23 protein-coding genes are annotated in these 24659 nt (G+C 28.1%); 19 read left to right on the top strand and 4 right to left on the bottom strand.

What is annotated here, in order from left to right:
* Positions 1-10: 10 nt before the first annotated feature.
* From ABD939_RS14560 to ABD939_RS14545, 4 genes are all read right to left on the bottom strand, one after another.
* A complete protein-coding gene (locus ABD939_RS14560; RefSeq protein WP_019387375.1) occupies positions 11-232 on the bottom strand; it encodes a DUF2795 domain-containing protein in 222 nt (73 codons plus the stop codon).
* Positions 233-554: 322 nt separating this feature from the next.
* Positions 555-1127, bottom strand: a complete 573-nt coding sequence (locus tag ABD939_RS14555) for a cob(I)yrinic acid a,c-diamide adenosyltransferase (RefSeq protein WP_345170131.1) — start codon at positions 1125-1127, stop codon at positions 555-557.
* Positions 1128-1187: 60 nt separating this feature from the next.
* The gene (locus ABD939_RS14550) at positions 1188-1958 is read right to left on the bottom strand and encodes an O-methyltransferase (protein ID WP_425550296.1); all 771 of its coding nucleotides are present in this window, start codon (positions 1956-1958) and stop codon (positions 1188-1190) included.
* 4 nt (positions 1959-1962) lie between these two features.
* The gene (locus ABD939_RS14545) at positions 1963-3825 is read right to left on the bottom strand and encodes an ABC-F family ATP-binding cassette domain-containing protein (RefSeq protein ID WP_345170126.1); all 1863 of its coding nucleotides are present in this window, start codon (positions 3823-3825) and stop codon (positions 1963-1965) included.
* Between the two features lie 102 nt (positions 3826-3927).
* Here ABD939_RS14545 and ABD939_RS14540 point away from each other — a divergent pair, with 102 nt between their 5' ends.
* From ABD939_RS14540 to ABD939_RS14450, 19 genes are all read left to right on the top strand, one after another.
* Positions 3928-4728 (top strand): polysaccharide biosynthesis/export family protein, encoded by an 801-nt coding sequence (locus ABD939_RS14540; RefSeq protein ID WP_345170124.1) that lies wholly within the window; start codon positions 3928-3930, stop codon positions 4726-4728.
* A 10-nt stretch (positions 4729-4738) separates the two neighbouring features.
* Entirely contained in the window at positions 4739-7210 is a 2472-nt protein-coding gene (locus ABD939_RS14535) for an exopolysaccharide transport family protein (protein ID WP_345170123.1), read from the top strand.
* Positions 7211-7317: 107 nt separating this feature from the next.
* The gene (locus tag ABD939_RS14530; RefSeq protein WP_345170121.1) at positions 7318-8163 is read left to right on the top strand and encodes an ABC transporter permease; all 846 of its coding nucleotides are present in this window, start codon (positions 7318-7320) and stop codon (positions 8161-8163) included.
* Complete coding sequence (locus ABD939_RS14525; protein WP_345170120.1) at positions 8156-9370, top strand: ABC transporter ATP-binding protein; 1215 nt, start codon at positions 8156-8158, stop codon at positions 9368-9370. The genes ABD939_RS14530 and ABD939_RS14525 overlap by 8 nt, the downstream gene beginning before the upstream one ends.
* A gap of 66 nt (positions 9371-9436) precedes the next feature.
* Entirely contained in the window at positions 9437-10126 is a 690-nt protein-coding gene (locus tag ABD939_RS14520; RefSeq protein ID WP_345170118.1) for a DUF4956 domain-containing protein, read from the top strand.
* Between the two features lie 170 nt (positions 10127-10296).
* Entirely contained in the window at positions 10297-12801 is a 2505-nt protein-coding gene (locus tag ABD939_RS14515; RefSeq protein WP_345170117.1) for a CotH kinase family protein, read from the top strand.
* The gene (locus tag ABD939_RS14510) at positions 12794-13762 is read left to right on the top strand and encodes a metallophosphoesterase (RefSeq protein ID WP_345170116.1); all 969 of its coding nucleotides are present in this window, start codon (positions 12794-12796) and stop codon (positions 13760-13762) included. The genes ABD939_RS14515 and ABD939_RS14510 overlap by 8 nt, the downstream gene beginning before the upstream one ends.
* An 8-nt stretch (positions 13763-13770) precedes the next feature.
* The gene (locus tag ABD939_RS14505; RefSeq protein WP_345170114.1) at positions 13771-14442 is read left to right on the top strand and encodes a VTC domain-containing protein; all 672 of its coding nucleotides are present in this window, start codon (positions 13771-13773) and stop codon (positions 14440-14442) included.
* 78 nt (positions 14443-14520) lie between these two features.
* On the top strand, positions 14521-15594 hold the full coding sequence (locus ABD939_RS14500; RefSeq protein WP_345170111.1) for a DegT/DnrJ/EryC1/StrS family aminotransferase: 1074 nt from the start codon (positions 14521-14523) through the stop codon (positions 15592-15594).
* Positions 15594-16304 (top strand): WbqC family protein, encoded by a 711-nt coding sequence (locus tag ABD939_RS14495; RefSeq protein ID WP_345170108.1) that lies wholly within the window; start codon positions 15594-15596, stop codon positions 16302-16304. Before ABD939_RS14500 ends, ABD939_RS14495 begins: the two co-directional genes overlap by 1 nt.
* Positions 16305-16316: 12 nt before the next feature.
* Positions 16317-17009, top strand: a complete 693-nt coding sequence (locus tag ABD939_RS14490) for a class I SAM-dependent methyltransferase (protein ID WP_345170105.1) — start codon at positions 16317-16319, stop codon at positions 17007-17009.
* Positions 17009-18202, top strand: a complete 1194-nt coding sequence (locus tag ABD939_RS14485) for a DegT/DnrJ/EryC1/StrS family aminotransferase (protein ID WP_345170101.1) — start codon at positions 17009-17011, stop codon at positions 18200-18202. The genes ABD939_RS14490 and ABD939_RS14485 overlap by 1 nt, the downstream gene beginning before the upstream one ends.
* 12 nt (positions 18203-18214) lie before the next feature.
* Positions 18215-19297, top strand: coding sequence for a DegT/DnrJ/EryC1/StrS family aminotransferase (locus ABD939_RS14480; protein WP_345170099.1), 1083 nt, complete (start codon positions 18215-18217; stop codon positions 19295-19297).
* A 3-nt stretch (positions 19298-19300) separates the two neighbouring features.
* Positions 19301-20182, top strand: a complete 882-nt coding sequence (locus ABD939_RS14475; RefSeq protein WP_345170097.1) for a glycosyltransferase family 2 protein — start codon at positions 19301-19303, stop codon at positions 20180-20182.
* 4 nt (positions 20183-20186) lie between these two features.
* Positions 20187-21023: a glycosyltransferase family 2 protein gene (locus tag ABD939_RS14470; RefSeq protein WP_345170094.1), complete on the top strand. Its 837-nt coding sequence runs from the start codon at positions 20187-20189 to the stop codon at positions 21021-21023.
* Between the two features lie 19 nt (positions 21024-21042).
* Positions 21043-21939, top strand: a complete 897-nt coding sequence (locus ABD939_RS14465; protein WP_345170091.1) for a glycosyltransferase family 2 protein — start codon at positions 21043-21045, stop codon at positions 21937-21939.
* Positions 21939-22862, top strand: coding sequence for a glycosyltransferase family 2 protein (locus ABD939_RS14460; RefSeq protein WP_345170089.1), 924 nt, complete (start codon positions 21939-21941; stop codon positions 22860-22862). The genes ABD939_RS14465 and ABD939_RS14460 overlap by 1 nt, the downstream gene beginning before the upstream one ends.
* A gap of 49 nt (positions 22863-22911) precedes the next feature.
* Positions 22912-23820: a glycosyltransferase family 2 protein gene (locus ABD939_RS14455; protein WP_345170087.1), complete on the top strand. Its 909-nt coding sequence runs from the start codon at positions 22912-22914 to the stop codon at positions 23818-23820.
* The gene (locus ABD939_RS14450) at positions 23817-24650 is read left to right on the top strand and encodes a glycosyltransferase family 2 protein (protein ID WP_345170084.1); all 834 of its coding nucleotides are present in this window, start codon (positions 23817-23819) and stop codon (positions 24648-24650) included. The genes ABD939_RS14455 and ABD939_RS14450 overlap by 4 nt, the downstream gene beginning before the upstream one ends.
* Positions 24651-24659: the final 9 nt, after the last annotated feature.

Here is a 24659-nt window from a genome sequence, read left to right as displayed (position 1 = left end):
TGCTATATTGTTAATATTCATCCTCATTCCAGAGATAATCTTCGTCTGTTGGGTAATCTGACCAAATTTCTTCAATTGAATCATACGAATCTCCTTCGTCTTCAATTGACTGTAAATTTTCAACAACCTCCAAAGGAGCACCAGTTCTAATAGCGTAATCTATTAACTCGTCTTTTGTTGCTGGCCATGGCGCATCACTTAAATAAGATGCTAATTCTAAAGTCCAATACATGTGTTAAGCGTTTAATTTTTTTGCAAAAATAAATTTTTAGTTTAAACACACAAGGAAAAAATGAATTATTTCATATTCTTTAAATTTTTATTTAAAAACTTAAATAAAAATTTGTTTCGAATAGCAACAGTTTTGTCTTAGTTTAAAAATATGTTTATGAATTAATCTCTGTATTTTCATAAGACTTTTTAAACTCATTTAACCATTAATTTTAAGAACGTATTCTTCTGTAATGTAAACACTTGAAATTTATTATTGCTATGTTAATACTAGCAGCAATTTTTAAATGAATTTTACTGATATTTTTAAAGTTTTTTGAATTTTACTTTTTCTCAGGAATCCACTTTATTTCATTTGCTTGTAAGTCTGAGGACAATTTTCGTGCCAATACAAAAAGGTAGTCAGAAAGACGGTTTAAATACATTAAGGCGTTTGCTTCAAAAGGCTCCAAATCGTTAAGTGCGGATGCTAAACGTTCGGCTCTGCGGCAAACACAACGCGCTATGTGACAGAATGACACCGTTTGATGACCGCCAGGTAGAACAAAATGTGTCATTGGTGGTAAAGCTTCGTTCATGGTATCCATCTCGTTTTCTAAGACTTGAATATCTGAGGAAGAAATTTTTTCAATGTTTAATCGTTCTTTACCATTTTTTAGAATTGCTTTTTCAGGATCTGTTGCTAAAATAGCTCCAACTGTAAATAACTTGTCTTGAACATTCATTATAATGTCTTTATAATGTTGATTGATGTCTTGATCGCGAATTAAACCTAGATGAGAGTTTAGTTCATCAACTGTTCCGTAGCTTTCAATTCTAATATGATGTTTTGGTACTCGAGTACCACCAAATAAGGCTGTTGTACCTTTGTCTCCTGTTTTAGTGTAAATTTTCATTACTTAATCGTAGTTTTTATTTCAAATTTAAGGCAAACTAAGCGACTTAGCAACTTACTGCTAAATTCTAATTTTAAAATGTTCTTTAAGTTGTTCTTTTCTAAAAAAAACGAAACCCCAATAAAAGGTGTCTACAGTAACAGTTACTTTAGGGTGTTCTTTTATAATTTCCCAAGCCTCTGTCATGCCTTTAGACCAATAAATGTCATCAAAAATCCAAACAGAATTGTTATTTGAAGTTTCTAAAAGTGTTTCAAAATAGTTTAAAGTGGCTTTTTTTTGGTGATTACCATCGAAGAAAATAAGGTCGTATTTATTTGAAGTGAGTTTTTTAAGTTCATCATTAAAATTACCGTTTATGAGTTTAATGTTGTCTAGTTGTAATGTTTCAAAATGTGTTTTGGTGTAATTAGAAATTTCAGGACAACCTTCAATTGTTGTTATTCTAGATTTTGAATTAGCTAAACTCATTGCTTGAGTTGCGAAACCTAATGAAGTACCAAGTTCTAAGATGGACTGTGAATTAAAGTATTTTATTACTCTAAAAATTAATTTAGCGTTTTTACCAGAAATACTAACGTGTTTTACAATGTCAGAAACTTTTCTAGATTTAGATTTTAGTTTTTGACTACCAGCACCAAAATCAGTTACATTAATTTTTAGTTTTACTTTTTTTAAACGTCTTTTGAAGTCAGTAATTTTATTGTATTCTGTGAATCTAGTTTTATCATAAAAACATTTCGTAACGAGATTATATACAAAAGGAGAATGTACACCATGTTGATTTGTAGATTTAAATAGGAATTTTATGTATTGTAAAACTTGGTACATGAATTTATTCTTCAAGTTTTGACGATAACTCAAACCAGCGTTCTTCCTTTGCTTCAATGGTATCTATAATTTTTTGTAAACCGTCAGATAGCTCATTTATTTTTTCTTGAGTCAAGTCTGGATTATTAAACTTATTCTCCAACTCTTTTTTATCAAAAGCTAAAGCGTTTAATTTACTTTCGATGTTTTTAAGTTCCTTTTCTTCATTATATGTTAATTTAGAAACTTCGTTTTGTTTCCATGATTTGGTTTCTTTTTTGTCTTCTGAGGTGTTTGAAATTACAGGTTGACTATCTTCATAAACTCTATAATCTGTGTAATTACCTGGAAAATCTTCTACCACACCATTGCCTTTAAAAACAAAAAGGTGATCTATAACTTTATCCATAAAATATCTATCGTGGGAAACTACAATAACACATCCCGGAAAATCTAGAAGGAAACTTTCTAGAACATTAAGTGTAACAATATCTAAGTCGTTAGTAGGTTCGTCAAGAATTAAAAAATTAGGATTTTGAATTAAAACAGTACATAAGTATAGGCGTTTGCGTTCGCCACCACTTAGTTTTTCAACAAAATCATATTGTTTTTTTCTACTAAATAAAAATCGTTCTAAAAGTTGCTGAGCACTTATTTGTCTACCCTTTTTTAGTGGAATGTAATCTCCAAATTCGCGAATAACATCAATAACTTTTTGTTCAGGTTTTATTGATATTCCATTTTGAGTATAATAGCCAAATTTTACAGTGTCGCCTTTTATAACTTTGCCTGAATCTGGTTTCGAGCTTTCTGTTAGTATGTTTAAAAAGGTTGTTTTTCCTGTACCATTTTTACCAATAATACCAACACGTTCTCCTTTTTGAAACATATAACTAAAGCCATCTAAAATAGTTTTGTCTTTAAATGCTTTTGATACTTTATGAAACTCTAAAATTTTACTACCCAAACGCTCCATATTAAGCTCTAATTGAACTTCATGGTCGTTTCTTCGTTGGTGTGCACGATGTTTTATATCTGCAAAATCATTAATTCTAGATTTAGATTTTGTGGTTCTAGCTTTTGGCTGACGGCGCATCCAAGTTAATTCCTTTTTGAAAAGTTGTTTAGCTTTATTGGTTTCAGTAGCTTCTAATTCTATACGAGCTTCTCGCTTTTCAAGATAATAGGAGTAGTTGCCTTTGTAATTATAAAGTTTCCCATCGTCTAATTCTATAATTTCATTACAAACACGTTCTAAAAAATATCTGTCGTGTGTCACCATAAAAAGCGTAATATTTTCCTTTGCAAAAAATGCTTCTAACCATTCAATCATTTCTAAATCTAGATGGTTTGTTGGTTCATCTAAAATTAGTAAGTCTGGTTTATTAATTAAAGCATTTGCTAGGGCTAAACGTTTTTTTTGCCCGCCTGATAGTACGCTTACTTTTTGGTTTAAATCTTCGAGTTTTAATTTAAATAGTATTTGTTTGTAAAGTGTTTCGAAATTCCAAGCTTGATGGACTTCCATGGCTTCAAAAGCTTTTTCGTATGTTTCGGAATCATCTGGATTTAAAAGTGCTTTTTCATAATTTGAAATGACTTTCAAAATGGGATTTTCACTAGCTAAAATAGTTTCTTCAATAGTTAGTGATGAATCAAACTTAGGGTCTTGAGAGAGAAATGAAACGACAATGCCATTTCTATAAGTTACAGTTCCAGAATCTGCTTCATCATCGCCGGAAATAATATTTAAAATGGATGTTTTTCCAGTTCCATTTTTTGCAACAAAAGCGATTTTTTGATCTTTATGAACACTAAAAGATATGTTTTCAAAAAGTACTAATTCGCCGTAAGATTTTGATATGTTTTCAACTGTTAAATAATTCAATAGATAGTTTTTTTACAAATAACGGACAAAAAACCAAAAAACCCGATAAGAGTTTTATTATTCATAACGAAAAACTATATTTGTGTTAAATCAATTTCCCCAATGACGAAACGGTTATTATTGTTTATTTGCGTATCAATCAGTATATTAAGTACTTCATGCATTACTAATAAAGATGTTGTTTATTTACAAGATAAGGGTACGGTTCTTAACGATTCTATTTCGATAAGAGAACTATCGAAGCCTTACAGAGTTCAGGTGAATGATATTTTAAGTATAAATGTAAAAGCACTCGATGCTGAACTTGTAGCTATTTTTAACCCTGTTTCAACTAATAATAATGTTATGCAACAAGGTGCAGCAGGTCTCTATTTTAGTGGTTTCACTGTTGATTTGCATGGCAATATAAAATTTCCAGTTTTAGGAGAAATAAATGTACTTGGTTTTACAATAAAAGAAATTGAAGAAAAAGTAAAAGAAGAGCTCATAAAACAGTATTTTAAAGAAACAGCAGAGTTGTTCGTTACTGTTAAGTTAGCTGGTTTAAGATATACAGTTATTGGTGAAGTTCGAGGAACTGGCGTTTTAACGTTATTTCAAGATCGGGTAAATATTATTGAAGCACTTGCAAACGCCGGAGATATTAGTCAAACGGGAGATAGAAAGGATGTTTTAGTAATTAGACAATACCCAGACGGACAAAAAATACATCATATAGATTTAACAGATATTACCGCTATGCAATCGCCATTTTATTATATTCAACCCAACGATATTATAATGGTTAAGCCGCTAAAACGTAAAGCTATAGGAGCAGGTCAGACAGCTTTTCAAAATTTAACAACCGTAGCTTCAATATTATCGGTATTAGTTTCTACTTACTTTTTAACTCGAAATCTTTAATTCCTAGATTATGACAGAAGAATTTGAAGTTTCAGAGTCGTCCGCATCAACATTTGATATAAAAAAGTTTCTTTTTAGAGCTTTAAGTTATTGGAAGTTATTTTTGTTACTATTAGCTGTAGGTGTTTTTATTGTTTATCAGCAGAATATTCGTGAGGAGTTTTCATATCGTTTAGGTACAAAAATTTCTATTGAAGACGATAGTAACCCATTATTTACATCAACACAGAGTTTGAGTTTTAATTGGGGTGGTGTTACATCGAAAGTTCAAACCATGATAGTAATGCTTAAGTCGCGTTCTCATCATGAGAAAGTTGTTGATAGATTAGAGTTTTACAAAAGCTATTTAAAAGAGGGAAGATTTAGGATGCAGGATATATACAAGGCTGCTCCTTTTAGGTTTGACCATGATTATAATTTCCCTCAACTGATAAGCATTCCAATAAAAATTACATTTTTAACAGCAAATTCTTATGAATTAGAAGTAGATTTTTTAAATCCAAGAGTATTTGGACAAAATTGTATAACAAAAAAGATTTCTGGTGTAGATGTATCTGTTGGAGTTTTTAAAAAACAGTTTCAATTAAATGATTCTATCAACTTACCATTCTTAAAGGGAAAAATAGTTATTCCGGAAAATAAGCAAGCAGTCATCGGTAAGCCCTTTTTTTTTATGTTTGGTAATTTTGATAATGTGGTTGCTAGTTACAATGCAAGAACTGGAGTTACTAATGCTCAGGGGTCACCTATTCTTGATATTACGTTAATAGACAAAAACAGAGAGAAAATAGTAGATTATTTAAATGCCATTGTCTCCGTTTTAAGTGAAGACCAGCTAAACAGAAAAAATCAATATGCAACTAATGCTATTGATTTTATAGATGATCAAATTTTTAAGGTTAAAAATGAATTGTCAGATAATGCAGATGCACTTAATGAATACAGAAAGAAAAATAAAATTTATAGTCTAGATAATGAGGGTAAATTAATAAATGATAAATTTACTAAGTTTGAAGCTGAAAAAGAATCTATTAAAAAACAATTGAGTTACTATTCTAGTTTAGAAAACTATTTATTAACGAGTAACTCATTTACGGAAGTGCCTGCGCCGTCTATAGCTGGTATAGGAGATGCAAATATTCTAACAAATATTTCCAAAATTAATAATTTATCAGTAGAAAAATCAAAATTACAATACTCTGTTAGAGATAATACTTCAATTTTTAATGATTTAAATAGACAAATAGAAGGTTTAAAAAATGTTCTTCTAGAAAATATAAGTTCGGTCACTCAAGGTTTGAGAAGAGATTTACAAACAACTAATTCCAAATTAAGTGAGGTTGAAGCTGAATTTAGTAAACTTCCTGAGGATCAGCAAGAGCTCTTAACTATGAGTCGTCAGTATTCTTTGAGTGAGAGAAATTATAATATGTTTTTGTCTAAACGAGGAGAAGCAGAAATTATAAAAGCATCTAATGTATCAGATATTTTAATAATAGACCCTGCAAAAAATACGGGCGCTCAGGTTTTAGGTAGAAATCTTAACATTCGTTATGTTTTTGCTTTTTTTGCTGCACTATTAATACCCTTGTTATTAGCTTTTATTTTAACGTTTATTGATAATAGTATTCATAGTCCTATGGATGTTGAAAAATTATCTTCAATACCTATCTTGGGAGTTATTGCTAAAAATACTTTGGATAACAATCTAGCTGTACACAGAAAACCAAAATCTGCAGTTGCAGAGGCTTTTAGAGCGGTACGTTCTAATTTGCAATATTTCTACAAGGAACAGAAGCTTGATGGAAACAAAACAGTTATGGTAACTTCCTCTGTAAGTGGTGAAGGAAAAACATTCTGTTCTATTAATGTTGCTACGGTATTTGCTTTAAGTGGAAAAAAAACAATTTTATTAGGTTTAGATTTAAGAAAACCAAAGATTTTTGGTGATTTTAAAATTAAAAATGACATTGGCGTTGTTAATTATTTAATTGGTCAGGAATCGTTAGAGAATGTCATTCAAAAAACAGAAGTAGAACATTTAGATGTTATAACCTCTGGACCTATTCCTCCTAATCCTTCAGAGTTATTAATCAATGAAAAGCTTAATGAGCTTATTAAAGTTTTGAAGTCTAAATATGATTATATAATTTTAGATACACCTCCAATAGGTTTAGTAGCTGATGCATTAGAATTATTAGATTATGTTGATGTTACACTTTATGTTATAAGACAAGATTACACAAAAAAGGGTATGCTTAATTTAATTAACGAAAAATATAAAACTAAACAGATAAATAATATTAGTTTAATTTATAATGGTTATGATCAAAAAGCTAAGTATGGTTATGGTTACGGTTACGGTTACGGTTATGGTTATGGGTATGGTAACTATGCAAATGGGTATCATGATGATGGAAAACGCAAATTAAGCTTAAAGAGTAAATTGAAAAATATATTTAGATTTAATAAAAAAATATAATTAGTATTACATAAAGTGATTCTAAAAAGTATTGTTAGTGCTTTTTATTATTGAAAATTTCACGTTTAAATTTCAGAATCTCATCTACGATTATATTTATATACTTAATGCAACTGGAAACCAAAATATATCAAAAGGGAAATAATCTTAAAATCGGTAGGCTTTTAAAAGAAACTGTTAAAGATTTATTCAGTTCACATTTTTTAGCAAAACAGCTGGCCACTAGAGATATTAAATCTCAATACAGACAATCTTATTTGGGCATTATTTGGGCATTTATTACTCCTATAACCTCAGCTTTTGTATGGATTTTTTTAAACTTAACTGGGACTATAGAACTTTCAGATACCGGAGTTCCATATCCAGTCTATGCCTTTTCAGGAACTTTAATTTGGTCTATTATTAAGGAGTCTATTAATTCTCCTACTATGGCAACCAACGCAGCAAGAGGTATTATGACCAAAATAAATTTCCCTAAGGAAGCCTTAATACTTTCAGGGATATATAAACTACTCTTCAACTCTGCTATAAAATCAGGTTTATTAGTTATCATAATTTTTGCTTTTGGCATTGGGTTTCATTGGTCACTTGTATTATTTCCTTTTACAATAATTGCTGCTGTAATATTTGGTACTACATTAGGGCTATTTATAACTCCAATAGGTTTAATTTATAACGATGTAGCTAAAATTATAAGTATGGGCTTAAATTTATTAATGTACTTAACGCCGGTGGTATATATTATTCCTAAAAGAGGTTTTATGAAAACCGCAATGGAGCTAAATCCTTTTACACCAATAATTTTAACAGCTAGAGATTTAGCTTTGGGAAACTCTCCTGAATATTTAACTTATTTTGGATTTATAATTTTAGCAAGCCTATCCCTGTTTTTTGTTGGTTTGATGTTTTATAGAATTTCAATTCCTATTATTGTAGAACGTTTAAATGCTTAAAATGAAAGATGATGATGTATTGGTAATTGTTGAAGGACTTTCAAAAAAATTCTGCAAAGATTTAAAAACTAGCCTCTGGTATGGTATGAAAGATTTAGTATCTAACATTAGAGGCAATAAAAATGAGAAAAAGTTACGGGATAAAGAATTCTGGGCAGTAAAGGACATTAATTTTGAATTACAACGAGGAGAATGTTTAGGTTTAATAGGACATAACGGTGCTGGGAAATCTACATTGCTTAAAATATTAAATGGTTTGATTAATCCTGATGCAGGAAAAATAACCATAAGAGGTAGAGTAGGCGCATTAATAGAATTAGGAGCTGGTTTTAACCCTATTTTAAGTGGACGCGAGAATATTTATAATAATGGTGCTATTTTAGGATTTACAAAAAAAGAAATTGATGCTAAAGTAGAGGAGATTATTGATTTTTCTGAAATTCGAGAGTTTATAGATATGCCAATACAAAATTATAGTAGTGGTATGAAGGTTAGACTTGGTTTTGCAGTTGCAGCTCAATTAGAGCCAGACATTTTGTTAATTGATGAAGTATTAGCTGTTGGTGACCTTGGTTTTGTATTGAAATGTTTAAAGACTATTGATAAAATTTTACCTAATACAGCAATAATATTTGTGTCGCATAGTATGCCGATGGTCTCACGTATTTGTAGCAAAATCATTTTATTAGATTCTGGAAAATCTTTATATCTAGGCAAAGATGTGGGTAAAGGGATTGATAAGTATTATGCTCGTTTTGCAACAAATGAAAGTAACATAATATTTACAGATAATACGATTGCATTAGAAAATATTAAATTATTAAATCCAAGTAGTTATGAAGGTGATATACCTCAATTACAATGGAGAAGTGATTTAGAACTTCACTTTAAATTTAAGATATTAAGTAATATACCGTCTGTTGAGTTTTTTGTTATAATTGCAGATAAAGAACAACGTCAAGTAGCTTTGTTGGAGTCGAATAAAATAACTTGTGGGATTGTTGAAGATAATGGTATTATTGAATTTACTGTTAAACATGATAAGATTCAATTATCAAAGGGGATTTATTCTATAAATTTCTCTGCAAGATTACATTCAACAAAAGAACCTATTCTTAGAATTAATGATGTCCTTGTTTTTCAAATTTTGCATGAAAAAGAGGCATGGGAGCCATTTTTACTAGAATCTAAATTTAAAAAAAAATAACTACAATATGTTTTCGATTTTTCTTAAAACTAAATATTTTGAATTTAAAACCAACATAAATTAAAGATGGATAAACACAAAACTTTTGAAGAATTTTTATTGAGTGGAAGCGCACAGTTTTCAATTTTAAATTTTTCTTTTAATTTACTTTTAACGGCGGTATTTGCGTATGTTTTAAGTCTATTATATAATAGATATGGTTCTTCTTTATCCAATAGAAAGAGTTTTGGAAAGAACTTTATTTTTCTTGCAGTTACAACGATGATAATAATTACTATTGTTAAATCGTCATTAGCTTTGTCATTAGGTTTAGTAGGAGCGCTTTCCATAGTTAGATTTAGAACCGCAATAAAAGAGCCAGAGGAGTTAACATTTTTATTTTTAAATATTGCTTTAGGATTAGGATTTGGTGCAGATCAAAAAGCAGCTACGATTATTGGGTTTGTATTTTTGATTTTGTTTTTGATAAGTAAAAGAATATTATACAAAAATTCTATATCGGAAAGTCAAAACCTTATTCTTATTTTAAAAATAAATAACCCTAGTAAAAACATTCTGGTAGAAATTCTAGTTATACTAAAGGAATATTGTGATAAAGTTGATATAAAGAGATTTGATGAAGAGAATTCTATAATGGAAGCTTCTTTTATTATAGAATTAGAAAACTTAGAGAAATTAAACGCTGTGTCAAGTAATTTAAAAGACTCTTTTAAAGATATATCAATTAGCTTTATAGACAATAATATAAATGTTTAATGAGATTATATAGAAAGAAAAAATCAATCCTAGCTATTAAACACCAATTTTTCACAAAAACGAAAATAAGCAAATTGGTGGTTCCTTTTATCGGGCTTGCATTTGTTTTGGGTGTTTTGCTTTCTAACAAAATCAAGTCAACGTATATATATGTTGGTACTAAAAACTTTGTGAAAGAAATTATTTATGGAAACTTTAAGAATAAAGTTAAAGATGTAGTTGAAAAGTCAAATGTTGATATATTAAATGTTGATGGCTTTGATATTGATGTAAAATTTAAGAACTGGGAAAGGATTAAATATTTAAGAGAATTAGCATTACTCGAAAAAAAAATACCTGTTAAGAGTCAAGAAGAGGTATCAGGAAAGATAAGATATTTAGGAGAATCCTATAAAGTTGATATATCATTAACTGGCGGTATGCTTGATCACCTCAAAAATCCTAAGCAATGGTCTTTAGCTGTAAAAGTCAAAGATGATAAAACAATCTTTGGAATGAAAAAATTTGCATTGTTAATACCAGATGCAAGAGGATATATGACAGACTGGATAACACACAAAATGCTTAAATCTAGGGGTGTTATTGGTTTAAGAAGTAATTTTATAGATGTAAATATTAATGGTGATTATCATGGTATATATTATGTTGAAGAACGTTTTGATAAACGATTAATTGAATCTAATCAATTAAGAGAAGGTATAGTTTTTAAATTAAATCTTGCTATCCCCAAAGATAATGTTAGACAAGTTAGAGATGTTGTTAATTCGCATTTAAATTTTAAAACTGAATTAGTTCCTTACGGCAGTTCAAAAATCAGTCAAAATCCAGAATTGAATAGCCAATTAATTAACTTAAAAAAAATATGGGCTGCATTTGAAACCAATAGTTTACCAGTAGAACAAGTATTTGATATGCGAAAGTTTGCTTCATTATTTGCAATTTCAGATTTGCTAAATGAAAAGCATGGTATGTCTATTCATAACACTCGTTTTTATTATAACCCTATAACAAGTCTAATAGAGCCAATTGCTAGAGAATGGTTGATTTTAAACGAAAATAAAAAATTTGGAACTTTATTTTTAGAGGGAGAAGTTTATGAAGAAAACTTTTATGACAACTACTATTTAAGAAGTGAAATTTACGAAAAGTTGTATGCTAACTTAGCGTTTAAAAAAATGTATTTACAAGAAGCTAAAGCTATTTCTCGCTTTTCTTTCTTAGATAATTTAATTGAGAATAACAAAGAAGAAATACAATCTTTAGTAGCTAAAATTAATAAGCATAACCCAAAGTATATATTCCCAGAGAAGATACTTAGAAGGAATCAAAAATTATTAAGAGACAAACTATTTCCATCTACTCCTTCAATACGAGTCTTTTTTGATAAAAAAAATAAGGATAGTTTAAGCTTTTTAGTTGAAAATTTAACTCATCTTCCAAATGAGATTACATCTGTAAAAGTTAGAGAAAAAATACTTTCTAACCAATCAGTAGTAATTGATGCTAGACAAGATTCAGAAAATAGATTACAAAGAAAATCTTTTAAGATAAATACAGATATTAATATTAAAAAAATCACCTCTGATTCTATAACAATTTATTACAATGTATTGGGTTTTGATAATGAAGTTGAAAATTATTTAGGAAGAAAAGTTCACTCTAAAACGGTTGTGTTTCCTAAAATAATGGAATTAAAAGACTATAGTGAATTGAGTTTACCTAATAGAAAACCTAATGTTCAAAAATTTAAATTTCTTAAAATAAATGAAGACAATAAAACGATAAGATTTAAGGGCTCTAAAATTGTTTTGAATGACGATCTTATAATACCTCAAGGTTACACTTTAATTGGAAATGCAGGATTGAATATAGATATTATTAACCGTGCACGAATAATATCTTATTCACCCCTTAGGTTTTTAGGAAAGGTAAATGAATTAATTACTATTACATCTTCAGACTTAACAGGTCAGGGTATTGTTGTTTACAATAGTGTACCTGAATCTGTAATGAATTATGTTAGTTTTGAAAATTTATCTAATATTTCAGATACTGGTTGGAATTTAAAGGGATCAATTACTTTTTACGAATCTCCTATATTTATAAATAATTGTTTTTTTAATTCCAATTTAAAAGGTGATGATTATTTAAATATTGTAAGAACTACTTTTAATATTCAAAATACAATATTTAAAAATACATTTGCAGATGCTGTAGATACTGATTTTAGCAAAGGGGAAATTATTAACACAAGCTTTTTTGAAATAGGAAATGATGCTATTGATGTTTCTGGGACAGATTTAACTTTATCACAAATAAAGATTTTTAGTTCAGGAGATAAAGGTATAAGTGGAGGAGAAGGCTCTTCTTTAAAGTGTGAAAATATTTTTATTTCAGATTCAGAAATAGGAGTTGCAAGTAAAGATGATACAAAAATTGAGATAAATAATATTGAAATTATGTCTAGTAAATTAGGCTACTGTGCTTTTCAAAAAAAATCAGAATATGGTCCTGGAGAAATGGAAATTGTAAACTCTAAACTAAGTGATGTAAAGACAGAACATTTAATTGAGATGGGCTCGTCATTAATTTTAAATGGAGCAACTATTAATAAAAAAAGTGATAAAGTAAAACAATATCTTTATGGCGTTGAGTACGGTAAAAACAGTGAATAATATAATTTTTTTAATACTCTTTTTGTTTTTTAATGTTACGTTTACCAAAGCGCAAACTAAAAAATCAGACTTACACTTTATTGTTATAGGGCATACATACTCTACAATAAAAACCCAGAGTGTTAGAAAAGCTTTTTTAAACAAGGTTAATATTGAAAAACCAGATTATGTTTTTATTCTTGGAGATTCACAAATTAATGATTCATTAGTTTTCAATGACTATAATTCCAAAATAGACGCTAAAGTATTTTTTTCTCCAGGTAATCATGAAGTAAAAGGAACATCTTTAGAAGACTATAAGAAAAGAGTTGGATATTTAAACACTACCATTGTAGATAATCGCTGTAATTTCATTGTTTTAAATTCATTAGAAAGTGTTGAGAATATAAATATTTACTTAAATGAAGCTTTTAAGAAAATTAATTATAATAATCCAATTGTTTTGCTTACTCATTTTAGGATATGGGATGAAAACTTACTAAGTGAAAAGGCATATCAACATGACAAGAGTTATTTGTTTGATGAAATTGATTTACAATTCAGAGAAAAAATAGATTATATTTTTGCAGGAAACAGTTCTGCCCAATATTTTGATAAGCAATATTGTCCTGAACATAAAGTAAATAAGAATGTAGCTTTTTGGGTAGATATGATTGATAATATTACTTGTTACTCTGTTGGTATGAAGCATAACCTTAATTTTACTAATGCGATTTTAAGAAGTAATAAACTGGTTGTTTACCCTACAAGTTTGCCTATTGAAATTAAAAATGAAAAAGAACAGAAAAATGTAGCTGTAATAGAAAAGAGTAAAACGGAAGATTTAAAAATAAAACAGAAGGATAATAAAAAACTTTATGACTCTATTTTAAAAAAAATGAAAAGTAAATCTATATGGCTCTCTTTTTTTCTTGGTATTTTTTGTACTATACTATTTTTCAAGTTTATTAAATTTAAATAATTTGGTATATGGAATATAGATATGAAAGAAAAATGTTCATCGAAAATATAAGTAGAAAAGAAGTTGAAATATATGTCAAAAATCATCCAGCTTTTTTTAGAGAAATATTTTATGCAAGGAATATTAATAATGTATATTTTGATTTTATCGATTTAATAAACTTTCAAGATAATATTATCGGAAATGTTGATAGACTTAAATATAGAATAAGATGGTATGGTGATTTGTTTACAGAAATTGAAAATGCAAGACTTGAGTTAAAAATAAAGAAAGGACATGTAGGTACAAAAAAAATGTTTCCATTAAAGAATTTTAAATTTTGTAAAGGAATAAGTGGTAGTGATTTAATTAAAGTTATTTCAAATTCATCTGTTGATGAATTGGTAAAACTAAAAGTAGAGTCTCAAAAGCCAGTTGTTTTAAATAGATACAAAAGAACTTATTATGAAAGTTTGGATAAAAAATTCAGAATAACAATTGATGATGAACAAATGTTTTGTAAAATTAATACTTTTCAAAATACATTTTTAAATAGAATAATTGACAATGATAATGTTGTTTTGGAGTTAAAATATAATAAAAGTCATGATTTAGAAGCTCAGAGTATTTTAAATAAAATTCCTTTTAGAATTTCAAAAAGCTCCAAGTATTCAAGAGGAGTTGAGTTATTTTATGTTTAGAATTTAAAAGGCACTAATAGAAACAATTTGGCTGTATAGAAGAAACAGTTTTTGTATAAATAACATAAACCAATTACATTGATAAACGTCACAAAAACCTTTTTACCACCTCAAGAGGAATACCAAACTATTTTAAAACGAGTTTGGGAAACCTCATGGATAACCAATAGAGGTATTTTAGTGCAAGAATTGGAAAATGAATTAATTAATTATTTAGGAGTATCAAATATTATTGCCACAACAAATGGGACATTACCTATACAAATAGCTATTAAAGCATTAGGATTAAAAGGGGAAATTATTACTACTCCATTTTCTTATGTTGCCACCACATCAAGTATAGTATGGGAAGGTTGTGTACCCGTATTTGTTGATATAAATCCTGAATATCTAACTATTGATGAAACAAAAATTGAAGCAGCCATAACACCGAAAACTACAGCCATTTTGGCAACTCATGTTTTTGGTAACCCATGCGATGTAGAAGCTATAGAAGCAATTGCAAAAAAATTCAATTTAAAGGTTATTTATGATGCAGCACATTGTTTTGGTGTTAACTATAAAGAGAAATCTGTTTTTAACTACGGAGATGTAAGTACATGTAGTTTTCATGCAACGAAGTTATTTCATACTGGAGAAGGTGGTGCTATTTTTAGTAAAGATGACACATTGCAAAAAAAAATATTTTATCATCATAATTTCGGACATGATGGACCAAAGGCTATTCAAGGCATTGGTATTAATGCAAAGATGAGTGAATTACAAGCAGCTATGGGTTTATCCGTTTTGCCTTATATCAAAGTTATATTAAGTGAAAGAAAACAAGTAGTAGATCAATACAATGCTGAATTGAATTTTTCTAGTCTAACCAAAATTAGATTAAGAGAAAACACTAAATGGAATTATAGCTACTATCCAATTCTATTCAACGATGAGGAAAAACTACTTGAAGTTGAAGTCGCACTTAACGCATCAAAAATTTTCCCTAGACGTTATTTTTATCCATCACTCAATACACTTAAATATGTAAATAGTAGACCTATGATTATTTCAGAATCAGTCGCTTCTAGGATATTATGTTTGCCTTTATATTCTGGCCTTGATGAAGTCGCAGTAAAGAAAGTAATAAAGATAATTAATAGCTTGATTTAATGAAAATTGGAATTATGCAACCTTATTTATTTCCCTATATAGGTTACTTTAGCCTTATTAGAGCTACAGATATATGGGTGGTTTTTGATGGCGTTCAGTTTATTAGACATGGTTGGATTGAACGTAATAGAGTACTAAATTCTAATAATGGTTGGCAATATATTAAAGTTCCTTTAGTAAAAACGTCTCGCAAAAATTTAATAAAAGACACTTATATTAGGTCAGATGAGAATTGGGAAAGTAAAATATTAGCACAATTAACTTGTTATAAAAAGAAAGCACCTTATTATAAGCAAGTAATTCAATTGTTAGAACAAGTGTTTGACGAAAAAAAAAGTAATATAACATCATTAAATGTTTTAGCACTTAAAAAAGTATGTAAATACATTGGGATTTCATTTAATTATAATATTTATTCAGAGACTAAAATGAACTTGTCCGATCAAATAAAAGTTCCAGGTGATTGGGCACTACAAATTTCAAAATACTACAATGCCAAGGTGTATATTAACCCTTATGGAGGAATTGATATTTTTAATAAAGAAATTTATAGAAAGGAAGAAATAGATATTAAGTTTCTTAAAAATGATTTAAAAAGTTATGATCAAAAAAGAAGTTATTTTGAACCAGGACTTTCGATTATAGATGTTTTAATGTTTAATGCTCCAGAAGAAGCGCTAAACTTGATTGAATCTTATAAGTTTTGCTAAATAAATATTATTATGAAAGATTACATACATAAAGAGTTTCCTAAATCTTGTGATTCAGATGATTTTTTTGGACAAGTTAAAAGAACAGTTAATGGAAAACCTGTCAGCCAAGAACAAATTTCTATGATAATAGATTCCATTTCAAATGGATTGAAACTTAATAAAAAAGATGTTTTATTTGATTTAGGTTGTGGTAATGGAGCACTTTCCGTTCTTATATTTAATAAAATCAGTAAATATCATGGAATTGATTTTTCCGAATTTCTAATTGAAGTTGCCAAGAAAAATTTTGAAAAAACTAATTTTTACTTTCAATGTGCAGAGGCAAATGAATACTTAGAGAATGAAGTGGTAAACAAAGAATATACTAAAGGTCTTTGTTATGGGGTTTTTTCTTATTTCGATAAAAAATCAGCAAAAAAAATATTAAAAAATATTCATAACAAATATGTTAATATTGAAAAGTTCTATATTGGAAATATTCCTGATAAGGATAGGGCTTCTAATTTTTTCTATGATGATATTGATTATGCTAAGTTATTAGATGATAATCAAAGTTCGCTTGGTATTTGGTGGTCCAAAGAAGATTTTAAAAGCTTAGCGAATGACACTGGTTGGGATGTAAAGTTTTTTAATATGCCAGATCAATTTTATTCAGCACACTATAGATTTGATGTAGTTTTAACAAAAAAAACTATTCAATAATGTATCAAAAGTTAGCTTTTTTTGGAAATTCTCCGGCTTTTGAGAAACCAAAATCTACATCTAATCTTATAAAGCCAGATATGGATAAATTCTTGAGTTATATCAAGCCATATTATGATAATGAAGATTTAGCTGAGGATAATTTATTAATTCAAAAATTAGAAAATAGGCTTGCAACTATTCATGGATCTAAATATTGTATTGCCGTTTGCAATGGGTTATGGGGGTTAGTCTTAGCTATTAATGAATTAAAAATTAAAAATAAAACGGAAATTATTATGCCTTCTCTAACCTATAGAAGAATGGCAGACATTGCAGCTTGGTTAAAAATGATTCCCCATTTTTGTGATGTAGAAATTAAAACTTTTGGTATATCTCCTAGGTCAGTAGAAAACTGTATTAATGATAATACAGCATTAATTCTTGCACCACATCCAATTGTAAATTTATGTGATATAGAAGGGTTATTGAATGTTGCAAAAAAGCATAATTTACCAATATTATTTGATTCAGTTGAAGCTTCTTATGCATGTTTTAAAGGAAAACCAATTGGATCTTTTGGAGATGCAGAAGTGTTTTCGGTTCACGCCAGTAAATTTTTAAATGGATTTGAGGGAGGATATATAACAACCAATAATCTTGATTTAGCAAAAAGAATTAAAGCAGCTAGGAATTTTGGAATTAATCACAACCAAAATGTAATAACTCTTGGTATAAATGGTAAAATGATTTCACCTCATGCTGCTATGACCATGGCTTGTTTAGATTTGTTAGATAATCAAATAGAAAAGAATAAAGAACGCTTCTATAGATATAAAGAACTTTTGAAAAAAGTAAAAGGGATTGATTTGGTAGAATATAATCTTGTTGAACGTAGAAGTTTTAAAAACATATTAGTCAAATTAAATAATTTTTGGCCATATAATAGAGAAGAAACACTTGTTTTTTTACAAAAAGAAAATATGGTTGTCAGACCATATTATTATCCTCCATTGCATAAAAAAAAGGCAATATATCCTACAATTATAGGAGAAATTAAAAATGCCGAGCTATTAATGAATGATTTTATGCTTCTTCCCTGTGGAGAGTTTGTTAGTTTAGAAGATATAGAAACCATAGTTGAATATTTAATTTACCTTGAGAATAACTTTATATCTATAAAAGAAGCAATAGATATATTTAATAATGCTTAAAATATTTTTTAAATGAGTTCAAATAATTTAAAAAAAGTTGGTAGTTTACCTAGTTGGAAAGAGTTTGAAGGCATGGTAGAAGGCATTTGGGAAAGGGAATATTACACAAATCATGGACCTTTAGTGAGTAGTTTAGAAGCTAGGGTTGGAGGTTTATTAGGTGTTAAACATGTTATCTGTATGACTAATAGTAGTATTGCTTTAATGATAGCTTTGAAAGCACTTGGAATTAATGGAGAGGTAGTATTGCCATCGTTTTCACATATAAATATTGCTCAATCGGTTAAATGGGCAGGACTTGAAGCCGAGTTTTGTGATGTAAAGAATAATTCTTTTGATATTGATCCTAACGAAATCATTAATAAGAGAAATAAAGATGTTGAATTAATAATAGCAATTAATGATTATGGAGTGATTAGTGAAATTGATAAACTAGAAGAAGTTACTGCTCAACAAAAGTTAAAATTATTATTTATCTCAAATCCTTTTTTTGGGGAAGAATATAAAGGGAAGAAGTTTGGCAGTTTTGGCGATTTAGAAGTATTTTCATTTCATGAAAGTCAATTGATAAATGGAGCAGATGGTGCTTGTGTATGTACTTCAGATGATTTATTAGCAAGTAGATTAAGAAATATTCGTAGTAGTTATGGAGCAGGAAAACAAGTTCCTATTCCTTACACTGGTAATGGTAGAATGTCTGAAATTCAAGCAGGATTAAGTCTACTTTCTTTAGATAATTTAGAAAATAAAAGAAATGAAGTTTTAAAAAGGAAAAATGAATTTACTGAATTTATTGAAAAAATAAATGGTGTTTCAATTTATAACCCAACTAGTGTTTCCTCTAATTTTATTCTTGAATTAGATACTATTAAACTTGATATTAACTTTAAGGATATAGAGTTTAAATTAAAATTGATTAATAAGCATATTGAATTATTTAAATTTCATGGAGCAGAAATTTACCCACCTTTTAAAAGGAAGGATTTTTCAACGAATAGTCTCGTAAATAATACTATCGGTTTGCCTAGTAATATTACTTCAAAAGAGTTTCATGATGTCATTTCAATTTTAACTCAAAAAAATCAGGCTAATTAACCTATGAATTCGAAGCATAATAAAAACTTAATTAGTGTTTTAGTAATGGCTTATAATCATGAAGCTTACTTGGCTCAATGTTTGTATTCAATATTAAATCAAAAGACTAATTTTTCATTCGAAATTATTCTAGGAGAAGACGCTAGTAGTGATGAAACAAGAGCCATTTGTTTAGATTTTGCCGAAAAATATCCAGATAAAATAAAACTTTTTTTACGTTTACGTAAAGATGTCATTTATATTAATGGAAGTCCAACTGGACGATTCAATTTTATTGAAAGTTTAAAATCTTGCACAGGTAAATATGTAGCACTCTGTGATGGGGATGATTATTGGTCAGATTCTTTAAAACTTCAAAAACAAGTCGATTTTTTAGAAGCAAACCCAGATTATAATATATGTTTCCATAAGGCAAATCTTTTACAAAAACATGTTTTAAAACCACATCAGATTCCTAATGAATTCGAAGGTAACACTTTTCATTATATTGAGCTCTTGAAGCATTTTAATTTTATAACTACTGCCAGTGTGGTTTTTAGAAATTTAGAAAAAGAGGATTTACCAAACTGGTTTTTAAACATCCCTTTAGGAGATATGGCTTTATATAAAATAGTATCTAAAAACAAGAAAATTCATTGTTTGCCAGAAATAATGTCGGTTTATAGAATTCATGATGCTGGTCTTTGGTCTGGTTTGAATATAATGCAAGAGAAATATAATTATCTAAATTTTTATAAAATTATTTACAAAATCTTAAATTATGAAGAAAAAGTAGTTGTTAAAAATAAAATGCGTAAAATAAAGAGTGAAATAGCAAATATAAAGTTTCCTAAAAACCATATTTTATCTAGAATATATTTTAATTATCTCAATTTAAAGTTTTAATTACATGAATCCTATTTTATCTATAATAGTACCTTGTTATAATTCTGAAGCTACTTTAGAAGCTACTTTAAAGTCTATTTTAAACCAAGAATATCAAGAATGGGAAGCTATAATAGTTAACGATGGTTCGGAGGATGATTTAGAATCAATCGCTTTGAAATATATCAAAAAGGATTCTAGATTTTTATATTTTAAAAAAGAAAATGGTGGTCTAGGCTCAGCTAGAAATTATGGAATTGAAAAGGCTAAAGGTAAGTTCATTGTTCCTTTAGACTCTGATAATCAAATAGAAAAGGAATTTACTAAAGAAGCAATATCCATTTTCAAAGATAATTCAAATATTGGTGTTGTTTATGGTAATGCAGAGTACTATGGAGAAAAAAGTGGAATTTGGGAAGTTGGACCATTTGATTTAAATAGAATGTTAGCTCACAACTATATTGATGCGTGCGCTATTTATAAAAAGAGTCTTTGGGAACAGGTAGGAGGATATGATGAGAATATGCCTCATCAAGGCCATGAGGATTGGAGCTTCTGGATAGCTTTAATAAGTATAAAAGTGAAATTTTATTATTTGCGAAAAATTACATTTAAGTATTATGTTTCAAGTAAATCAATGATTAATAATTTCACAGAGGATATGGTTTTAGAAAACCAAGATTATATTATTTCTAAATATTCTCGTTTATATCATGCTCATTATCGAACTTCTTTTAAATATAGAAGGGAATTAAGGGAAAATTTTTTAAACAATTTGAAAAGCAGAAAATTTGTTGTTGATTTAATTTGCGATACTTTTTTTAGTTTTAAACTCTTTAATAGCAAGCTAGATGAATTTTAATTAATATAACATTATTAAAATGTTTAATCCACTAGTATCTATATGTATACCAACTTACAATGGTTTTGAGTTTATTGCTGAAGCAATGGAATCGGCTATAAATCAAACTTATTCTAATTTAGAAATTATAGTCTCTGATGATGCATCAAAAGATGATACGCTAAAAGTTATTCAAGAGTTTAAAAAAAGAACAAATGTTCCCATCAGCATTTATAATCACGTTCCTAATGGTATTGGTGCCAATTGGAATAATGCAATCAGAAAGTCTAAAGGCAAATACATAAAGTTTCTGTTTCAGGATGATGTTCTCCTTTCTACTTGTATCGAAGAAATGGTAAATGTATTAGAAAACGATACTTCAATTGGCCTTGTAGCCAGTAAAAGAACATTTATTATTGAAGCCTCGCATTTGAATGAAGAAACAAAAGAATGGATAAAAGGTTATAGTAATTTACAAAAAGCATTAGAGCTACCTTTATATAACGGTATGCGCATTTTAGATAAAAATTTATTTAAATCTAATCTTTTTTTAAAATCACCTTTAAATAAAATTGGAGAACCACCAGTAACTTTATTTAGAAAAGATATTACAGATGAAATTGGTTTTTTTAGAGAAGATTTAAAACAAGTTCTAGATTACGAGTTTTATTATCGGCTTTTAAAAAAATATAAAATTGCTATTTTAGAAAAGGAACTTGTTAAGTTTAGGTTACATAAACAGCAAGCTACCAACATAAATAGAGGTAATGATAGTGAAGATTATATAAAATATGATAAGCTAATTTATAAAGAGTATTTTTGGTATCTTAATAAAAATACAAGAAGAGCATTTTTGAATAGATACAATCCTGTTGTAAAGAAATACAATAAACTAGTAAAAAAACTTTTTAAAATTAAACGAAAATTGCGGTTATAATGGTTAAAAAAACAGCAGTTATTATTGTTACATATAATGGAATGCAATGGATTGAAAAATGCATTAGCAGTGTTTTAAATAGTTCAGTTGCTTGTGATATAATTGTTGTAGATAATAATTCTACCGACAGTACAATTTCTTTTATCAAAGAAAATTTTAAAAAAGTAGTTTTATTAAAACAGGTCAAAAATTTAGGCTTTGGAGCTGCAAATAATATTGGTATGTCTTATGCCATAAAAAGCAAAGTAGACTATGTTTTTTTATTAAATCAGGATGCATATGTTTTTAATGACACAATTCAGAAATCAGTTGAAATTCATTGCAGTAATTCTGAATTTGGTGTAATAAGTCCAATCCATTTAAATGGAGATGGAAGCAAATTAGATAAAAACTTTTCTAGCTATATAAAAGTAAATGATACATTGTTTTATGACGCGTTAAAAGGCAGTTTCTCGAAAACTATTTATGAAGTTCCTTTTGTAAATGCAGCAGCTTGGTTAATACCCAGAAAAACATTGGAGACTGTAGGTGGATTTGATCCCATTTTTCATCATTATGCCGAGGATGATAATTATTGTCAACGTGTAATTTTTCATGAATTTAAAATTGGAATTGTTCCCAATACATGCGTGAAACATGATAGAGAGTTTAGAAAAATAGAAACTAAACTTACAAGAGCTGATGAAATTATTTTAAAAGAGCGAAAACTAAAATATAAATGGGGAAATATTAATGATGAAGTTAGAGAAGAAATAGAAAACCAAAAAAAATATTTATCAAAATTAATAATAAAACTCTTTATTAAATTAAAATTTAAAAAAGCTAAATATTACAAAAATCAATTGGCTTTAATAGAGCGTATTATGCCAGAGATATTTAAAAGTAGAGATATTAACTCAAAAAAAGGAAAACATTATTTATAATTAAATCTCCTATTTGTTTCTATTACAGAAATTAATATAAATACATAACATGTTATTTTCAATACTTATAGCTAATTATAATAATGGTCACTTTTTTAAAGACTGTTACGAAAGTATAATAAAGCAAACCTACAATAATTGGGAAGTAATAATTGTTGACGATTGTTCTACTGATTATTCAGTAGAAACTATAAAAAAGTTAATAGGGAACGATAAGAGGTTTAAACTATTTGTAAATACAGAAAATCAAGGTTGCGGTTTTACCAAAAATAAGTGCGCTTATCATGCTAATGGAGATGTTTTAGGGTTTTTAGATTCTGATGATGCCATAAAATCTAATGCTTTAAGTATTATGATTGAAAGGCACCGTTTAAATAATGATGTATCTATAATTACATCCAAATATGAGTTAGTTGATTTAGAAATGAATTTTAAAGAAATTGGTAAAACTGGAACTTCTTTGCCAAAGAATACATCATATCTAACTTATGGGAAAGGCGCTTTAACTCATTTTGCAACATTTAAAAAAACTTTTTATTTACAATCTATGGGTATAGACTCTAAAATGAAACGTGCAGTAGACCAAGATTTATACTATAAAATGGAAGAGCAAGGGAAGCATTATTTTATAGATGAATCATTATATTTATATCGAATAAACGAAAATAGTATATCAAATAACAATAATACTTACAAAGCAGAATATTGGCACTTCTATGCTATTAATGAGGCATACAAACGGAGAAAGAAGTCAAAATTGAAAATAGATAATTTTTCAAGTGTTTATATGAGAAAATATCGTTCTAATTATTATTTAGCTCGATTTGAAAAATTAAAATTATCTAAAAAAACTCAATCTAAATTTTACTTTTTGGCAAAATCCTTTTTGTCTAGCCCCAGACATAAGTTTATGCTTAAATTAAAAAGTTTTTTATTGTTAATAATAGGTAAAATATGACAACTGATTTAGTATCTATTATAGTTCCTTGTTACAATCAATCTCAATATCTTGATGAGTGTCTGTTATCTGTTTTAAATCAAACATTCGCAGATTGGGAATGTATTATTGTAAATGATGGAAGTACAGACTCAACTCAAAAAACAGCAAAAAAATGGCTAGAAAAAGATGAAAGGTTTAAATATGCTTTTCAAGAAAGTTCAGGTTTAAGTAGTGCCAGAAATTATGGTATTAAACAAGCCAATGGAGAGTTTGTTTTACCCTTAGATGCTGATGATAAAATAGGAGTTGATTATTTACAATTAGCAATTAAAGAATTCAAAAAAAACACAAAATTAAAAGTGGTTTACTGTAAAGCGGAGAAATTTGGAGAGGTAAATGAAATATGGAAACTCCCAGAATTCTCATTACATAATTTGAGTTTAAAAAACATGATTTTTTGTACTGCCATGTTCAGGAAAATAGATTGTCAAGCTATTGGAGGTTTTGATGTTAATATGCTTTATGGTTGGGAAGATTGGGAGTTTTGGATTTCGATGTTAAAAAAGGGTGGAGAGGTTAAAAGAATAAATTCGATTCAGTTTTATTATCGAATTAAATCTGATTCTATGCTTATGGCAATGAATCCAGAAAAAGTAAAATATACAGAAGAATATTTAAGCATTAAACATGCAGATTTTTTTGTTAAACAATTAGGTTCATTTAAATCATTACTGAGAGCAACTGATGAAGTTAAAAATGACTACGAAGAGAAACTTAACAGTGAAAAATTTATAGTTAATTCATTTTTTAAAAAGTTTTTAGGTATTACTATCTTTAGAAATAAGTGAATTTGAATG

Source organism: Algibacter aquimarinus (assembly GCF_039543265.1).
GTDB classification, from domain to species: domain Bacteria; phylum Bacteroidota; class Bacteroidia; order Flavobacteriales; family Flavobacteriaceae; genus Algibacter_B; species Algibacter_B aquimarinus.
This window is presented reverse-complemented; position numbering and strand designations above follow the sequence as displayed.

Coding starts and splice junctions, on each gene's coding strand:
- ABD939_RS14475 (WP_345170097.1), top strand. CDS start 19,301: ATGAATTCGAAGCATAATAAAAACTTAATTAGTGTTTTAGTAATGGCT.
- ABD939_RS14560 (WP_019387375.1), bottom strand. CDS start 232: ATGTATTGGACTTTAGAATTAGCATCTTATTTAAGTGATGCGCCATGG.
- ABD939_RS14520 (WP_345170118.1), top strand. CDS start 9,437: ATGGATAAACACAAAACTTTTGAAGAATTTTTATTGAGTGGAAGCGCA.
- ABD939_RS14525 (WP_345170120.1), top strand. CDS start 8,156: ATGCTTAAAATGAAAGATGATGATGTATTGGTAATTGTTGAAGGACTT.
- ABD939_RS14470 (WP_345170094.1), top strand. CDS start 20,187: ATGAATCCTATTTTATCTATAATAGTACCTTGTTATAATTCTGAAGCT.
- ABD939_RS14505 (WP_345170114.1), top strand. CDS start 13,771: ATGGAATATAGATATGAAAGAAAAATGTTCATCGAAAATATAAGTAGA.
- ABD939_RS14550 (WP_425550296.1), bottom strand. CDS start 1,958: ATGTACCAAGTTTTACAATACATAAAATTCCTATTTAAATCTACAAAT.
- ABD939_RS14535 (WP_345170123.1), top strand. CDS start 4,739: ATGACAGAAGAATTTGAAGTTTCAGAGTCGTCCGCATCAACATTTGAT.
- ABD939_RS14460 (WP_345170089.1), top strand. CDS start 21,939: ATGGTTAAAAAAACAGCAGTTATTATTGTTACATATAATGGAATGCAA.
- ABD939_RS14555 (WP_345170131.1), bottom strand. CDS start 1,127: ATGAAAATTTACACTAAAACAGGAGACAAAGGTACAACAGCCTTATTT.
- ABD939_RS14450 (WP_345170084.1), top strand. CDS start 23,817: ATGACAACTGATTTAGTATCTATTATAGTTCCTTGTTACAATCAATCT.
- ABD939_RS14495 (WP_345170108.1), top strand. CDS start 15,594: ATGAAAATTGGAATTATGCAACCTTATTTATTTCCCTATATAGGTTAC.
- ABD939_RS14490 (WP_345170105.1), top strand. CDS start 16,317: ATGAAAGATTACATACATAAAGAGTTTCCTAAATCTTGTGATTCAGAT.
- ABD939_RS14455 (WP_345170087.1), top strand. CDS start 22,912: ATGTTATTTTCAATACTTATAGCTAATTATAATAATGGTCACTTTTTT.
- ABD939_RS14540 (WP_345170124.1), top strand. CDS start 3,928: ATGACGAAACGGTTATTATTGTTTATTTGCGTATCAATCAGTATATTA.
- ABD939_RS14530 (WP_345170121.1), top strand. CDS start 7,318: ATGCAACTGGAAACCAAAATATATCAAAAGGGAAATAATCTTAAAATC.
- ABD939_RS14465 (WP_345170091.1), top strand. CDS start 21,043: ATGTTTAATCCACTAGTATCTATATGTATACCAACTTACAATGGTTTT.
- ABD939_RS14480 (WP_345170099.1), top strand. CDS start 18,215: ATGAGTTCAAATAATTTAAAAAAAGTTGGTAGTTTACCTAGTTGGAAA.
- ABD939_RS14485 (WP_345170101.1), top strand. CDS start 17,009: ATGTATCAAAAGTTAGCTTTTTTTGGAAATTCTCCGGCTTTTGAGAAA.